Source organism: Pseudomonas sp. CMR5c (assembly GCF_003850545.1).
Taxonomy (GTDB): Bacteria; Pseudomonadota; Gammaproteobacteria; order Pseudomonadales; family Pseudomonadaceae; genus Aquipseudomonas; species Aquipseudomonas piscis.
This window is the reverse complement of record NZ_CP027705.1, coordinates 6,522,689-6,536,215: the sequence shown is the minus strand read 5'-3', so window position 1 is coordinate 6,536,215 and position 13,527 is coordinate 6,522,689. Positions and strand designations below refer to the sequence as shown.

Below are 13,527 nucleotides of genomic sequence, written 5' to 3'. Positions count from 1 at the left end.
ATATAGCCCATCGATATTTATCTAATTTGATAAATATCGGTAGGTTATATACCTGTCCTTCAAGTTAAGTAGCCTTGGTTATTTTTACTTAACTTGCCTTGTAACTTATGTGTCTTGTAGTTACTGCCGGGCGTTCTATTAAGTAACTTCTTTCTCGCGGGGAGCTGAACGCTATTCGCCATGACCGCCCTTGAATCCAGCTACCTGAACCTGGCTTACCCTCCGCGTCTCGATCTCGGGCCGCAGCTGACCCACGAACAACTTCGCAGCTCCATGCAAGCCACCATGGCCCGCCATCAGGGCGGGCCGGTCTGGTTGTTCGCCTACGGTTCGCTGATCTGGCGTCCGGAGTGCTCGGCGGTCGAACGGGTACGCGGGCGGGTACATGGTTATCACCGGGGCCTGTATTTGTGGTCCCACGAGCACCGGGGGACGCCCGAGCTGCCGGGCCTGGTCTTCGGCCTGGACCGTGGCGGCTCCTGCAGCGGTTTCGCCTACCGATTGTCGGAAGAGTGCCTGGAAGATTCGTTGTATGCGCTGTGGCAGCGGGAAATGCCTTATCCCTCCTACCGCCCGCACTGGCTCAACTGCCGCCTCGAAGACGGCAACCAGGTCCAGGCGCTGGGGTTCGTGCTGGAGCGGCACCTGCCCAGCTACGCCGGCAACCTGCCGGACCACGTGCTGAACCAGGTGTTCGAGAGCGCCTGCGGGCGCTACGGCACCACCCGCGACTATGTCGAGCAGACGGTCCATGCCCTGCGCAGCCACGCCATGCCGGATCGCAATCTGGAGGCGCGGCTCAAGCGTTGCAAGGCCTGCTGAGGGCGTAGCTCCTGTCGGCTCAGCGCACCTGCACCACCACCTTGCCCACGGCCTTGCGCTGGCCGAGGTCGTCGATGGCCCGGGCCGCCTCGGCCAGGGGATAGACTTGCGACACCAAGGGCTTGAGCTTGCCTTCGGCGTGCCAGGCGAACAGTTGCTGGAAGTTCGCCGCGTTGTCTTGGGGCTGGCGCTGGGCGAAGGAGCCCCAGAACACGCCTACCACCGCAGCACCCTTGAGCAGGGCCAGGTTCACCGGCAGATCGGGGATGCGCCCGCTGGCGAATCCCACCACCAGCAGCCGGCCGTTCCAGGCGATGGAACGGATGGCCTGGTCGAACAGGTCGCCGCCCACCGGGTCGTAGATCACATCGGCGCCATTGCCGCCTGTCAGGCGCTTGATCTCGTCCTTGAGGCTGGCCTCGTTGTAGTTGATCAATTCGTCGGCACCGGCGGCCTTGGCCACGGCGAGTTTCTCGGCGCTGCTGGCGGCGGCGATCACCCGGGCCCCCATGGCCTTGCCGATCTCCACCGCTGCCAGGCCCACGCCACCTGAAGCGCCGAGCACCAGCAGGGTTTCGCCGGGCTGCAGGTTGCCCCGTTGCTTGAGGGCATGCATCGAGGTGCCGTAGGTCATGCTGAAGGCCGCGGCGGTGTTGAAGTCCATGGCCAGGGGAATCGGCAGCACGTTATAGCCGGGCACCGCCACCTGTTCGGCGAAGCTGCCCCAGCCGGTCAGGGCCATGACCCGGTCACCGGCCTTGAGATGGCTGACCTTCTCGCCCACTGCACTGACCACGCCGGCCGCCTCACCACCCGGAGAGAAGGGGAACGGTGGCTTGAACTGGTACTTGCCCTCGATGATCAGGGTGTCCGGGAAGTTGACCCCGGCGGCATGCACGTCCAGCAGGATCTCGTTCTTCTTCGGCACAGGGCTTGCGACCTCTTCCAGCACCAGCGTTTCGGCAGGGCCGAAGACTTTGCACAGCACGGCTTTCATCAGGGCTATTCCTTTGGGAGTGGTGGCCGATAAGTGTAGGAGTGTGAACCAGGTGGTCAACGAGCATGCCCGGCCCTGATAACCAGCCATAAGCTTGTGCTTGGGCTCAGGCTGGCGGGCCTTTATGCTAGGCCGCAAACCGGATTAAGGAGCGAATTGTGAAAGCGTGGATCATGTTGCTGCTGGCCCTCTCCCTGCCTGTGGCAGCGATGGCCGAAGAGGCTAAAGAAGGCGAAGCGCCGAAAGTCAGCTACATCAGCCTGACCCCGCCCTTCGTGGGCAACTACGGCCTGGATGGCGGCCCCAAGCTCAAGGTCTACAAGGCCGACGTGGCCCTGCGGGTGACCGGCGACCCGGCGGCCCAGGCGGTCAAGGCCAATGAGCCGCTGATCCGCAACCAGCTGGTGGCGCTGTTCGCCCAGCAGACCGCCGAGACCATGAACAATGTCGAGGCCAAGGAAAAACTGCGCCAGGAAGCCCTCAAGCAGGTGCAACAGGTGATGAACGACGAGACCGGCAAGCCGGTGGTCGAGGACCTGCTGTTCAACAACCTGATCATCCAGTAATGCTGGACCCGTAGGCGCGAGGCTTGCCCGCGATAGCGATATCGCGACCCCCGCCAGATTCCAGCCTTAAGGCTGATCGCGAGCAAGCTTCGCTCCTGCATGTCGGCGTCCCGAGGCAACCTCAGGACGCCAGGCTCTTGCGAAACCGCGCCAGGGCGATGGTGAAGAACGCCAGGCCAATCGCACCCAGGGCCAGCAGGTCGGGCCAGACCACGCTGACGCCGGCGTCGCGGAACAGGATCGCCGCGCTCAAGCTGACGAAATGCGTCGATGGCGAACCCTGCATCACCCATTGCAACCACTGCGGCATGCTGTCCAGCGGTGTACTGCCGCCGGATAACAACAGCATCGGAATGATCACCGGGATCGCCAGCAGGCCGAACTGCGGAGTCGAGCGGGCCAAAGTGGCGAGGAAGATGCCCAGGGCCGTGCTGGCGAACAGATAGAGCGCGGTGACCATCAGGAACAAGCCCAGGGAGCCGGCCAGCGGCACGCCCAGCAACCCTTTGACGACCACTTCCAGCGATATCCAGGTGCACAGCACCACCACCAGCATGTTGCTCCAGATTTTCGCCAGCATGATCTCCAGGGCTGTGAGCGGCAGCACCAGCAAGTGATCGAGAGTACCGTGCTCGCGTTCGCGCAGCAGCGCGGTGCCGGTGAGCACGATGGCCAGGATGGTGATGTTGTTGACGATCTGGATCACCGCCAGGAACCAGCCGCCCTGCAGGTTGGTGTTGAACAGCGCGCGGGTGGTCAGCAGGGCCGGGGCCTTGGCGGGTGTGTCTCCCTGGCCGGCGTAGTCGAGCAGCTCGCGCTGGAAGATCCGGCCGATGTAGCCCGCCCCCATGAAGGCCTGGCTCATGGCGGTGGCGTCGACGTTGACCTGTACCGCCGGCTGGCGCCCGGCCAGCAGGTCGTTCTGGAAGTTGGCCGGGACGTTGATCACGAAGGTGTACTGGCCGCTGTCCAGCACTGCGTCCAGCCGGTCGTAGGGCAGGGTTGCCGGGGCCTGGAATTCCGGCGGTTGCAGGGACTCCCCCAGCAGGCGCGACAGTGCGCTGTGGTCCTCGTCCACCAGGGCCACGCTGGCGTTGTGCACGCCTATCACCGAGCCGGCGGCTGGCAGGTAGATGGCCACGGTGAAGGCGTACATCAGGAACAGCAACAGCACGCTGTCATGGCGCAGGCTGGTGAGTTCCTTGAGGCCCAGGCGCAGGATATGGGCAAGCCGGTTCATCAGACCTCCTGCTTTTTCAACATGACCAGGCTCAGCCCGGTGAAGCCGAGGAAGAACCCCACCAGCGCCAGGCACTGGGGCCAGAGTTCACGCACGTCCAGGGCCTTGGTGAAGGTACCGACCGCGATGTCGAGGAAGTAGCCCGCGGGGAACAGCTGGCCCATGATCGCCGCCGAACCGTCCAGGGACGAGCGCGGCACGATCAGCCCGGAGAACTGGATGGTCGGCAGGCTGGTGATGATCATGGTGCCCAGGATCGCCGCGATCTGGGTGCGGGTGAAGGCCGAGATCAGCAGGCCCATGCTGGTGGTGGCCAGCACGTACAGCACCCCGCCCAGGGCCAGGGTCAGGCCGCTGCCCTTGAACGGTACACCGAACAGCCAGCGGTTCATGGCCACCAGCAGCCCCAGGTTGATCAGGCTGACGGCCAGGTATGGCGCCTGCTTGCCCAGGAGGAACTCCAGGCGCGTCAGTGGTGTGGCGTAGAAGTTGGTGATCGAACCCAGCTCCTTCTCGCGGACGATGCCCAAGGCGGTGAGCATGGCCGGGATGAACGCCAGGATCAGCGCCATGACGCCGGGGCCGATGGCGTTCACGCTGACCACGTCCTGGTTGTAGCGGAAGCGGGTTTCCAGCTTGGCCGCAGGTCGTGAGTTGCGCGGCAGGCTGCTGTGCTCCGCCAGCAGTTCCAGGTTGCCCTGGTGCACGGCCTCGACATAGTTGCGGCTGGTCTCCGCGCGAAATGGCATGCCACCGTCGAGCCAGGCGGCGACCACGGGCTGGCGCCCGGCATAGAGGTCGCGGCCGAAGCCGGGAGGAATTTCCAGGGCCAGCTTGATCTCCGAGCGTTGCAAGCGCCGGTGCAGCTCGGCGGAGTTGCGGATCGTCGGTTTTTCCTCGAAGTAGCGTGAGCTGCGGAAGGCTTCCAGGTAGGCGCGGCTTTGCGGGGTCTGGTCCTGGTCGTAGACGGCGAAGGCGAGCTTCTCCACATCCAGGGAAATACCGTAGCCGAAGATCACCATCATGAAGATCGCTCCGAGCAGGGCGAACCCCAGGCGCACCCGGTCGCGCAGCAGTTCCTTGCCTTCGCGGGTGGCCACCGCCAGCAACCGCGCCAGGCTCAGGCCCGAGTGCACGGGGGCGCTGGCCGCAGCCGGGGCTGCTGGTTCCGGCTGGGAGGGAGGTGGAATGTCCGGGGCGCCCTGGGCGTCTTCCAGGCAGCGCACGAAGGCCGCTTCCAGGGTCTCACCGGCGTACTGGCGCTGCAGCGCCTCTGGGGTATCGCAGGCCAGTACCTTGCCGGCGTGCATCAGGGAAATGCGGTCGCAGCGCTGGGCTTCGTTCATGAAGTGGGTGGACAGGAAGATGGTCACGCCCTGTTCCCGGGACAGCTCCACCAGCAGGCGCCAGAAATCGTCGCGGGCCGCCGGGTCGACCCCGGACGTGGGTTCGTCGAGGATCAGCACTTCCGGCCGGTGCAGCACCGCCACCGCCAGCGACAGGCGCTGGCGCAAACCCAGGGGCAGGGCGCCGGACTGCTGCTCGGCGATTGCGCCCAGGTCGAAGCGCTGGATCAGTTCCTCGATGCGCGGGCCGCTCTGGTCCTTGGGCAAGTCGAACAGGCGGGCGTGCAGCTCCAGGTTCTGGCGCACGCTGAGCTCGCCGTACAGCGAGAAGCTCTGGGACATGAAGCCGACCCGCTTGCGGGTGGCCAGGTCCTTGGCATTCACCGGGTTACCCAGCAGCTTGGCGCTGCCCTCGGTGGCCGGCATCAGCCCGGTGAGAACCTTCATGGTGGTGGTCTTGCCGCAGCCGTTGGAGCCCAGGAAGCCGAAGATCTCCCCGCGGCCGATGGCGAAGCTGACCTTGTTCACGGCGGTGAAGTCGCCGAAGCGCAGGGTCAGTTCATGGGCCTCGATGGCGATGTCCTGGTTGGCGCTGGAGCGGGGCGGGATCACCAGCGGCGGATTGTCCTGGCCGCCGTCGCCCTGGAAGTGGGTGAAGGCGTCGTCCAGCTTGCCGCTAGCGGTGACCTTGGCCAGCTCCTGGCTCAGGCCCTGGGCGATCAGCCGGCCGCGATCGAGCATCAGGCAATGCTCGAACTGCTCGGCTTCCTCCATGTAGGCGGTGGCCACCAGCAGCGTCAGTTGTGGTCGTTGCTGGCGCACGTCCTCCACTAGTTCCCAGAAGCGTCGGCGCGAGAGCGGGTCGACGCCGGTGGTCGGTTCGTCGAGGATCAAAAGGTCCGGCTCGTGGATCAGTGCGCAACACAGGCCGAGCTTCTGTTTCATCCCGCCTGACAGCTTGCCGGCCGGGCGCTCGGCGAAGCGCAGCAGGTCGGTGGCCAGCAGCAGGCTGTGCATGCGCTGCGCGCATTCCTTGGCGGGCAAGCCGAACAGGGTGGCGAAGAAGCGGATGTTCTCGCTGATGGACAGCTCGGGGTACAGGTTGCCGCCCAGGCCCTGGGGCATGAAGGCGATGCGCGGATAGAGGCTGCTGCGGTGGCGCCGCTGGGTGATGTCGCCCCCAAGTACCTGGAGCTGGCCCTGCTGGAGTTTCTTGACCCCGGCGATCAGCCCCAGCAGGCTCGACTTGCCGGCGCCGTCCGGGCCGATCAGGCCGCAACGGGTACCTGCCGGCAGGCTGAAGGCGATATCGACCAGGGCCTGTTGCGGACCATAGCGATGAGCGATGCCGGTCGCTTGCAGCGCCAGGCCGCTCATTGCAGGTTAGCCGGCCAGTCCACGGGGGCGGTGCGCACGTAACCGGCACCGGGCATGCCCGGCTTGGCTTGTGGCACGGCGGCGGGTTGGGTCAGGCGCACCTTGACCCGGAACACCAGTTTCTGGCGTTCGTCGCGGGTCTCCACTTCCTTGGGGGTGAACTGGGACTTGGCCGCGACGAAGTTGATCTTCGCCGGTAGTGGCTGGTTGGGCAGGCCGTCGAGCAGCAGGCGTGCTTCATCGCCCACGGTCAGGCGCCCGGCGACGGAGGCGGGCAGGTAGAGGTTCATGTACTGGTCGTTGGGATCGATCAGCAGCAGCACCCGGCCACCCGCGCCCAGGACCTCGCCGGGTTCGGCCAGGCGCAGTTGGATGATGCCGTCGATGGGCGCGCGCAGGCTGCTGTCGTCGATTTCGCTGATGAGCTGGGCCACCTGGGCCTGGGCGGCGCCGATGGCGGCCTTGACCGAGGCGACCTGGGCCTGGGCCGCCAACACTGCCGCGTTGCCGGTGCTCAGGCGGGCTTGCTGCTGGTCGATGATCTGCTGGCTGGCGAAGCCGCGACGGAACAGTTCCTGGGAGCGCTTGAGTTCCTGGTTGGCCAGTAGCAGTTCGCTCTGGCGCAGTTGCACATTGGCTTCGGCGGCAGAGAGGTTTTCCCGGGCCCTGGCCACTTCGGCCTCGGCCTGGGCGCGCTGGGCTTCCAGGGTCCGGGTATCCATGCGTGCCAGCAGTTGGCCCTGGAGCACCTTGTCGCCCTCATGGACTCGCACTTCGGCCAGGCGCCCCGGGATCTTGCTGGCGATCTGCACCTCGGTGGCCTCCAGGCGGCCGTTGCCCATGCTCAAGCCTTCGGGCAGGCGGTCCTGGAGGGACTTCCAGTAGCCGAAACCACCGGCAGCGAGCAATAGGATCAAGAGGGAAACAGCGAAAACACGGGAGGAACGGCGGTTCTTCGACATGGGGTCTGCGTCCTGCGGCTATAGCGTCCTAGTCTGACGAACCTCAAGCCTGGGCCGCTTGATGCTCGTCAAATGTAAAGGGCGCTAGCCTAACCTCAATGTTTGCAGGCTGCATGATGGACGTGACAAAAAACCGGCAACGCTGCCATGGCTTGCATGGCCATGGCGTGCGCGGGGATCAGCGCAGCGCGAGCACCGCCGCCCACTGCTCGGCGGTTACGGGCATCACCGAGAGGCGGCTGCCTTTGTGCACCAGGGGCATCTCGGCAAGGGCTGCCTGCTGCTTGAGGTAGTCCAGGCGCAGGACCTTGCCGAAGGTCTGCACATGGGCCACGTCGATGGCGCTCCAGGCGTTCTTCTCGGCGCTGGACTTGGGATCGAAATAGACGCTGTCCGGCTCCAGGGCGGTGGAGTCCGGGTAGGCAGCCTTGACGATCCGGCCAATCCCGGCGATGCCCGGCTCGGGGCAGCTGGAATGGTAGAAGAAGAACTCGTCGCCCTCGGCCATGGCCCGCAGGAAGTTGCGTGCCTGGTAGTTGCGCACGCCATCCCAGCGCGCCTGGCCGAGTGCCTGCAGGCCTTCGATGGAGAGCTCGTCTGGCTCGGATTTCATCAGCCAATAGGCCATATGCTTGCCCTCCGACAAGGTGGGTGAACGGGTGATCTGGCAATTTTATGACAAACCGACGGTCGGTTGACGCCAGCATTTGCGTGTCGGTTCACGTTATCGCAAAATGCCGGGATTTTAAGCTTGACGCTGCCGCATGGCTTGTTATGGATGCCGTGCCGCCAGCGTGTGTGATTTGCCTGAGGGGGGGCAATCGATGAAACGCCAACCGGATTTGCTATGGATTTTGGTTATTTTGTTCGGTTTGGGCGTTGTGACCACCGGTTATGCACAGAGCCTATGGGCCAGCAAGACCGATGCTCCGGTCGAGATCGCACAACAGCAGCAACCTCTCAAGCGCTGAGTCAGCGTCGATAGAATGCGGCGCCTAGCGGGCGCCGTACCATCCCCGATCGGTCACCGTGCCCTGCAGCGGCACATCCCAGCTGGCCTGATCCAGTTTTCCGACTTTCTGGCATTCATGGGCCAGCCCCAGCAGCTTCGGCTTGCGCCATGTTTTCCGGCGCGCCAGATAGGCCAGGCTGCGGTCGTAGAATCCACCGCCCATCCCCAGGCGTCCGCCCTCTTCATCGAACCCCACCAACGGCAACAGCACCAGGTCCAGGGCCCAGACCTTGCGCTGGCGGGCGACATTGATTTTGGGTTCGAGAATGCGAAAGCGATTGGGCCGCAGCTGCTCGCCCGGACGAAGGCGCTGGAAGACCATCTTGGTACGTGGCCAGGCGCTGAGGACCGGCAGGTAGGTGGCCTTGCCCCGGCGCTGGGCGGCGCGCAACAGCAGGCGCGGGTCGATTTCACCGTCGGTGGGCAGGTACAGCGATAGATGTCGCGCGCGGCGAAATACCGGATCCTGCGCCAGCTGTCGATACAAGCCACGGGCGGCCTGGCGCTGCTGGGCGGGTGTCAGGGCGCGACGGGCTTTGCGCAGCATGCGGCGAAGTTGCGGGCGGGAAGGCGGCGCAGGTGCGGTCATGGAGGAGGCTTTGCAAGTCGGGATGGCAGGACAGCCTACCCGGAAAAACCAATGCCAGCATGGATAACTGGCATTGATCGATGATTCAGGCTCCCCAGGCGAACCGCTGTCGACTTAGCCCTTGAACCCGAGAGTTCAAGGCGGGAGATGCAGCAGGCTTTAAGGCTTTCCGTCTAGCGGACATGCACACCAGCCCAACGTGCAACTTCCAGGGTAGTGCAAATCGGCTCAGGGACATCGCCAACTGGCAAGCACCCCAGGGAGTGGCGGGAGTATAACGCAACCGCTGTCAGGAATCAGCCTTGCTTGCGTCCGATTCTGTCGCCAGGACCAGGTCGACCCGCTCCAGCAGGTCGCGTACCTGTTCGCGGGTGGTCGTGCTGGTCTGCACGTCCGGGCGTTCCTGGCGATGCAGCAGGTCGTGGGTAATGTTCAGGGCGGCCATGACTGCAATCCGGTCGGCGCCGATAACCTTGCCGCTGCTGCGGATCTCGCGCATCTTGCCGTCCAGGTAGCGGGCGGCGCTCACCAGATTGCTGCGTTCTTCCTGGGGGCAGATGATCGAATATTCTTTGTCGAGGATCTGCACGGTAACGCTATTGCTTGAACTCATGAGTCTTGCTCCAGGGCCTTGAGGCGCGAAATCATCGATTCGACCTTACGCCGGGCGATTTCGTTTTTTTCAATGAGGTGCGCGCGTTCCTCGCGCCAGGTCTTTTCCTGAGCTAGTAAGAGTGCGTTTTGACTCTTTAGTTGCTCGACCCGGGTAATCAGCAGTTCGAGTCTGGCCATCAGTGCGTGCAGGTCGGTGTCTTCCATTGTGTCCCACTGAATTTGATCTGATGAGTGGCAACTGGCAGGACAGCAGCCGGCGCATCCGGTGCTGTCCGCTCGGCGAACTGTCCGTCGCCCAAGGCCCCGCGCACCGTTGTGACAGGGCGCAAGGCACAACGCGACGCTAGCAATGAGTGATGACACGCCCTACGATACAAGGCCTTCATTCTAGACATTGCGCCGCTTGGCGCCTAGCTGCCCATGCCCATTCAGAACTCCCCTTACGATGCCTTCGCCACCCTGCTCAGCAGCAGCGGTCATTCTGTTTCTCCCGCCGAACTGCACGGCCTGTTGCTGGGGCGCAGTTGCGCCGGCGCCGGCTTTGAAGTCGACGGCTGGCTGGTGGACGCTGCCGAGCTGCTCGAAGGCGAACCTCAGGAAAACGTACGCAACGCCTTGATCGGCCTGCAGGAAATGGTCAAGGGCGAGCTCACCAGCGACGACATGACCGTGGTCCTGCTGCTGCCCAGCGACGATGCTCCGCTGGCCCAGCGCGCCACCGCCCTTGGCCAGTGGTGCCAGGGTTTCCTCTCCGGTTTCGGCCTCAACTTCCGCGACAGCAGCGCCCTGAGCACCGAAGGTACGGAAGTGTTGCAGGACCTTGCAGCCATCGCCCAGGTCCAGGACGCGCTGGAAGAATCCGACGACGGTGAGAACGACTACATGGAAGTGATGGAGTACCTGCGGGTCGCGCCACTTCTGCTGTTCACCGAAACCAACAAGGCCGGCGCACCGGCTGCCAAGCCTTCTCTGCATTGACCTGACAGGGACCCGGGCCTGCCCATGATCCATATCCCGAAAGCTGAATACAGCCGGCGCCGCAAGGCGCTCATGGCGCAGATGGAGCCCAACAGCATCGCGATCCTGCCGGCGGCGGCCGTGGCCATTCGCAATCGCGACGTGGAGCACGTCTACCGCCAGGACAGCGACTTCCAGTACCTCAGCGGCTTTCCCGAGCCACAGGCGGTGATCGTGCTGATGCCCGGTCGCGAGCATGGCGAGTACGTGCTGTTCTGCCGCGAGCGCAATGCCGAGCGCGAGCTCTGGGATGGCCTGAGGGCCGGCCAGGAGGGGGCGATCCGCGACTATGGCGCGGACGATGCCTTTCCCATCACCGATATCGACGACATCCTCCCGGGGCTGATCGAGGGGCGCGACCGGGTCTATTCGGCCATGGGCAGCAACCCCGAGTTCGACCGGCACCTGATGGAGTGGATCAACGTGATCCGTTCCAAGGCCCACCTGGGTGCCCAGCCACCGAACGAATTCGTTGCCCTGGATCATCTGCTGCACGACATGCGCCTGTATAAATCGGCGGCGGAAGTGAAGGTGATGCGCGAGGCCGCGCGGATCTCCGCCCAGGCGCATATCCGTGCGATGCAGGCCAGCCGTGCCGGCCTGCACGAATACAGCCTGGAGGCCGAGCTGGACTACGAGTTCCGCAAGGGCGGGGCGAAGATGCCGGCCTACGGGTCCATCGTCGCGGCTGGACGCAACGGTTGCATCCTGCACTACCAGCAGAATGATGCCGTGCTCAAGGACGGCGACCTGGTGCTGATCGACGCCGGCTGTGAAATCGACTGCTATGCCAGCGACATCACCCGCACCTGGCCGGTCAATGGCCGGTTCTCGCCGGAGCAGAAGGCGATCTACGAGCTGGTGCTGGCCGCCCAGGAGGCTGCCTTCGTCGAGATCGCCCCGGACAAGCACTGGAACCAGGCCCACGAAGCAACGGTCCGGGTGATCACCGCTGGCCTGGTGGAGTTGGGCCTGCTGGAGGGCGCTGTCGACGACTTGATCGCCAGCGAAGCCTACAAGGCGTTCTACATGCACCGCGCCGGGCACTGGCTGGGCATGGATGTACACGATGTCGGCGAATACAAGGTCGGCGGCGAGTGGCGGGTGCTGGAGGTCGGCATGGCGCTGACCGTAGAGCCGGGGATCTATATTTCCCCGGACAACCAGCAAGTGGCGAAGAAGTGGCGCGGCATTGGCGTGCGCATCGAGGACGACGTGGTAGTGACCAAGCAGGGCTGTGAAATTCTGACAGGCGGCGTGCCCAAGAGCGTCGCCGAGATCGAGGCGCTGATGGCCGCGGCCCGGGGCCAGGCGTCATGAGTCGGGTCAATCTCGCCATCATCGGTGGCGGCCTGGTCGGCGCCAGCCTGGCCCTGGCCCTGCAAGCGGGCGCCAAGGCCCGGGGCTGGAAGATCGTGCTGATCGAACCCTTCGCTCCTGGCGACAGTTTCCAGCCCAGCTATGACGCACGCTCCTCGGCGCTGTCCTTCGGCGCGCGGCAGATCTACCAGCGCCTGGACCTGTGGCAGGCAATTTCCCGGCGCGCCGAGCCGATCAAGCAGATCCATGTGTCCGACCGTGGCCGTTTCTCCACTGCGCGGCTGTCGGCCATGGAAGAGGGCGTCCCGGCCCTGGGTTACGTAGTGGAGAACGCCTGGCTCGGCCAGTGCCTGTGGCAGGGGCTGGACCAGGACGTGATCAGCTGGCGCTGCCCGGCGGAAGTCACCCGCCTGGAGCCCCTGGAAGGCGGCTACCGCCTGACCCTGGATGACGAGACCACCCTGGAGTGCGACCTTGCGGTGCTGGCCGATGGCGGTCGTTCCAGCCTGCGCGAGCAGCTGGGCATCGGGGTTCGCAAGCGCCCTTACAACCAGAGTGCGCTGATCGCCAACATCACCCCCAGCGAAGCCCATGGCGGCATGGCCTTCGAGCGCTTCACCGACGACGGGCCCATGGCCTTGTTGCCGCTGCCGGAAAACCGCTGCGCGCTGGTCTGGACCCGCCAGGGCATGGATGCGCAGCGCCTGGCCGAGCTGGACGAACGCAGCTTCCTCAGCGAATTGCAGGGAGTGTTCGGTTATCGCCTGGGCACTCTCAAGCAAGTGGGCGCCCGGCACCTGTACCCGCTCTCCCTGGTGGAGGCCGAGGAGCAAGTGCGCCCGCACCTGGTGGTGCTGGGCAACGCCGCCCACAGCCTGCACCCGATCGCCGGCCAGGGATTCAACCTGTCCCTGCGCGACGCCCAGGCCCTGGCCGATGCCCTGCTCGGCAGCGAACGCACGCCGGGTGATTTCTCGGTGCTGCAGGCCTATCGCGAGCGCCAGCGCCTGGACCAGGACCTGACCGTGGGCTTTTCCGACCAGGTCACGCGGCTGTTCGGCAGCAAGCTGCCGCTACTGTCGGTAGGGCGCAACCTCGGCTTGCTGGGCCTGGATCTGCTACCGCCGGCCAAGCGCTGGTTCGCCCGCCAGGCCATGGGCCTGGGTGTTCGCCCGGATGCGTGACTGGTTGGCCCGGCGTGTCGGCAAGGCACGCCTGTTGCGTTGGGTGTTGAATCTGTACCCACCCTACTTCGGCGCAGGAGTACGGATTCGCCACATCGCCGCGGACTTTCGCGAGGCTCGGGTGTCCATGGGCCTGGGCTGGTACAACCGCAACTATGTCGGCACCCAGTTCGGCGGCAGCCTGTATTCGATGGTGGACCCGTTCTTCATGTTGATGCTGATGGAAAACCTGGGACGCGACTACATCGTCTGGGACAAGGCCGCGGCCATCGACTTCATCGCACCGGGCAAGGGCCCGGTGTTCGCCCGGTTCAGCATCGACCAGGCCCTGATCGACCAGATCCGCCAGCACACCGCTGCCGGAGAAAAGTACCTGCCGCAGTTGCAGGTCGAGATTCACGATGGCTCCGGCACCCTGGTGGCGCGGGTCGACAAAACCCTTTATGTGCGGCTCAAGCCGCAAGCGAGACAGGCCTAAAG

The 13,527-nt window shown here is 64.7% G+C and carries 15 protein-coding genes and 1 other RNA gene; 7 read left to right on the top strand and 9 right to left on the bottom strand.

All coding sequences use genetic code 11. The features are described from left to right. Positions 1 to 180 precede the first annotated feature (180 nt). The gene (locus C4K40_RS30235) at positions 181 to 822 is read left to right on the top strand and encodes a gamma-glutamylcyclotransferase (RefSeq protein ID WP_022641761.1); all 642 of its coding nucleotides are present in this window, start codon (positions 181 to 183) and stop codon (positions 820 to 822) included. Between the two features lie 19 nt (positions 823 to 841). Here C4K40_RS30235 and C4K40_RS30230 read toward each other — a convergent pair whose 3' ends face one another. Continuing rightward, complete coding sequence (locus C4K40_RS30230; RefSeq protein ID WP_053133737.1) at positions 842 to 1,819, bottom strand: NADPH:quinone oxidoreductase family protein; 978 nt, start codon at positions 1,817 to 1,819, stop codon at positions 842 to 844. A gap of 158 nt (positions 1,820 to 1,977) precedes the next feature. Here C4K40_RS30230 and C4K40_RS30225 point away from each other — a divergent pair, with 158 nt between their 5' ends. After that, positions 1,978 to 2,385, top strand: coding sequence for a flagellar basal body-associated protein FliL (locus C4K40_RS30225; protein WP_022641759.1), 408 nt, complete (start codon positions 1,978 to 1,980; stop codon positions 2,383 to 2,385). Positions 2,386 to 2,506: 121 nt separating this feature from the next. Here the strand turns inward: C4K40_RS30225 and C4K40_RS30220 are convergent, their stop codons facing one another. The 4 genes from C4K40_RS30220 to C4K40_RS30205 all read right to left on the bottom strand — a co-directional run bounded on the left by C4K40_RS30220 (position 2,507) and on the right by C4K40_RS30205 (position 7,938). After that, positions 2,507 to 3,625 (bottom strand): ABC transporter permease, encoded by a 1,119-nt coding sequence (locus tag C4K40_RS30220; RefSeq protein WP_053133739.1) that lies wholly within the window; start codon positions 3,623 to 3,625, stop codon positions 2,507 to 2,509. After that, positions 3,625 to 6,348, bottom strand: a complete 2,724-nt coding sequence (gene rbbA / locus C4K40_RS30215; protein WP_053133742.1) for a ribosome-associated ATPase/putative transporter RbbA — start codon at positions 6,346 to 6,348, stop codon at positions 3,625 to 3,627. The genes C4K40_RS30220 and rbbA overlap by 1 nt, the downstream gene beginning before the upstream one ends. Next, positions 6,345 to 7,310, bottom strand: coding sequence for an HlyD family secretion protein (locus C4K40_RS30210; protein WP_022641756.1), 966 nt, complete (start codon positions 7,308 to 7,310; stop codon positions 6,345 to 6,347). The genes rbbA and C4K40_RS30210 overlap by 4 nt, the downstream gene beginning before the upstream one ends. A 178-nt stretch (positions 7,311 to 7,488) precedes the next feature. Beyond that, positions 7,489 to 7,938 (bottom strand): EVE domain-containing protein, encoded by a 450-nt coding sequence (locus tag C4K40_RS30205; RefSeq protein WP_053133745.1) that lies wholly within the window; start codon positions 7,936 to 7,938, stop codon positions 7,489 to 7,491. Positions 7,939 to 8,134: 196 nt separating this feature from the next. Between C4K40_RS30205 and C4K40_RS31680 the strand changes: the two genes are divergently transcribed. Beyond that, entirely contained in the window at positions 8,135 to 8,281 is a 147-nt protein-coding gene (locus C4K40_RS31680) for a hypothetical protein (RefSeq protein WP_164485043.1), read from the top strand. A gap of 24 nt (positions 8,282 to 8,305) precedes the next feature. Here the strand turns inward: C4K40_RS31680 and C4K40_RS30200 are convergent, their stop codons facing one another. From C4K40_RS30200 to C4K40_RS30185, 4 genes are all read right to left on the bottom strand, one after another. Beyond that, on the bottom strand, positions 8,306 to 8,911 hold the full coding sequence (locus C4K40_RS30200) for a 5-formyltetrahydrofolate cyclo-ligase (protein ID WP_053133747.1): 606 nt from the start codon (positions 8,909 to 8,911) through the stop codon (positions 8,306 to 8,308). Positions 8,912 to 8,998: 87 nt separating this feature from the next. Continuing rightward, positions 8,999 to 9,177, bottom strand: a non-coding RNA gene (gene ssrS / locus C4K40_RS30195) — 6S RNA. Positions 9,178 to 9,200: 23 nt separating this feature from the next. Next, positions 9,201 to 9,524: a cell division protein ZapA gene (locus tag C4K40_RS30190; RefSeq protein WP_053133750.1), complete on the bottom strand. Its 324-nt coding sequence runs from the start codon at positions 9,522 to 9,524 to the stop codon at positions 9,201 to 9,203. After that, a complete protein-coding gene (locus C4K40_RS30185) occupies positions 9,521 to 9,730 on the bottom strand; it encodes a TIGR02449 family protein (protein ID WP_011064144.1) in 210 nt (69 codons plus the stop codon). Before C4K40_RS30185 ends, C4K40_RS30190 begins: the two co-directional genes overlap by 4 nt. A 216-nt stretch (positions 9,731 to 9,946) precedes the next feature. Here C4K40_RS30185 and C4K40_RS30180 point away from each other — a divergent pair, with 216 nt between their 5' ends. The 4 genes from C4K40_RS30180 to C4K40_RS30165 are packed head-to-tail and all read left to right on the top strand — an operon-like array spanning position 9,947 to position 13,525. Continuing rightward, the gene (locus tag C4K40_RS30180; RefSeq protein WP_022641750.1) at positions 9,947 to 10,504 is read left to right on the top strand and encodes a YecA family protein; all 558 of its coding nucleotides are present in this window, start codon (positions 9,947 to 9,949) and stop codon (positions 10,502 to 10,504) included. A gap of 24 nt (positions 10,505 to 10,528) precedes the next feature. Then, complete coding sequence (pepP, locus tag C4K40_RS30175) at positions 10,529 to 11,863, top strand: Xaa-Pro aminopeptidase (protein WP_053133753.1); 1,335 nt, start codon at positions 10,529 to 10,531, stop codon at positions 11,861 to 11,863. Next, complete coding sequence (ubiH, locus tag C4K40_RS30170; protein ID WP_022641748.1) at positions 11,860 to 13,047, top strand: 2-octaprenyl-6-methoxyphenyl hydroxylase; 1,188 nt, start codon at positions 11,860 to 11,862, stop codon at positions 13,045 to 13,047. Before pepP ends, ubiH begins: the two co-directional genes overlap by 4 nt. Next, positions 13,040 to 13,525: a DUF4442 domain-containing protein gene (locus C4K40_RS30165; RefSeq protein WP_031320682.1), complete on the top strand. Its 486-nt coding sequence runs from the start codon at positions 13,040 to 13,042 to the stop codon at positions 13,523 to 13,525. Before ubiH ends, C4K40_RS30165 begins: the two co-directional genes overlap by 8 nt. The last annotated feature ends 2 nt before the right edge of the window (positions 13,526 to 13,527 follow it).

Coding starts and splice junctions, on each gene's coding strand:
- C4K40_RS30235 (WP_022641761.1), top strand. CDS start 181: ATGACCGCCCTTGAATCCAGCTACCTGAACCTGGCTTACCCTCCGCGT.
- C4K40_RS30230 (WP_053133737.1), bottom strand. CDS start 1,819: ATGAAAGCCGTGCTGTGCAAAGTCTTCGGCCCTGCCGAAACGCTGGTG.
- C4K40_RS30220 (WP_053133739.1), bottom strand. CDS start 3,625: ATGAACCGGCTTGCCCATATCCTGCGCCTGGGCCTCAAGGAACTCACC.
- rbbA (WP_053133742.1), bottom strand. CDS start 6,348: ATGAGCGGCCTGGCGCTGCAAGCGACCGGCATCGCTCATCGCTATGGT.
- C4K40_RS30210 (WP_022641756.1), bottom strand. CDS start 7,310: ATGTCGAAGAACCGCCGTTCCTCCCGTGTTTTCGCTGTTTCCCTCTTG.
- C4K40_RS30205 (WP_053133745.1), bottom strand. CDS start 7,938: ATGGCCTATTGGCTGATGAAATCCGAGCCAGACGAGCTCTCCATCGAA.
- C4K40_RS31680 (WP_164485043.1), top strand. CDS start 8,135: ATGAAACGCCAACCGGATTTGCTATGGATTTTGGTTATTTTGTTCGGT.
- C4K40_RS30200 (WP_053133747.1), bottom strand. CDS start 8,911: ATGACCGCACCTGCGCCGCCTTCCCGCCCGCAACTTCGCCGCATGCTG.
- C4K40_RS30190 (WP_053133750.1), bottom strand. CDS start 9,524: ATGAGTTCAAGCAATAGCGTTACCGTGCAGATCCTCGACAAAGAATAT.
- C4K40_RS30185 (WP_011064144.1), bottom strand. CDS start 9,730: ATGGAAGACACCGACCTGCACGCACTGATGGCCAGACTCGAACTGCTG.
- C4K40_RS30180 (WP_022641750.1), top strand. CDS start 9,947: ATGCCCATTCAGAACTCCCCTTACGATGCCTTCGCCACCCTGCTCAGC.
- pepP (WP_053133753.1), top strand. CDS start 10,529: ATGATCCATATCCCGAAAGCTGAATACAGCCGGCGCCGCAAGGCGCTC.
- ubiH (WP_022641748.1), top strand. CDS start 11,860: ATGAGTCGGGTCAATCTCGCCATCATCGGTGGCGGCCTGGTCGGCGCC.
- C4K40_RS30165 (WP_031320682.1), top strand. CDS start 13,040: ATGCGTGACTGGTTGGCCCGGCGTGTCGGCAAGGCACGCCTGTTGCGT.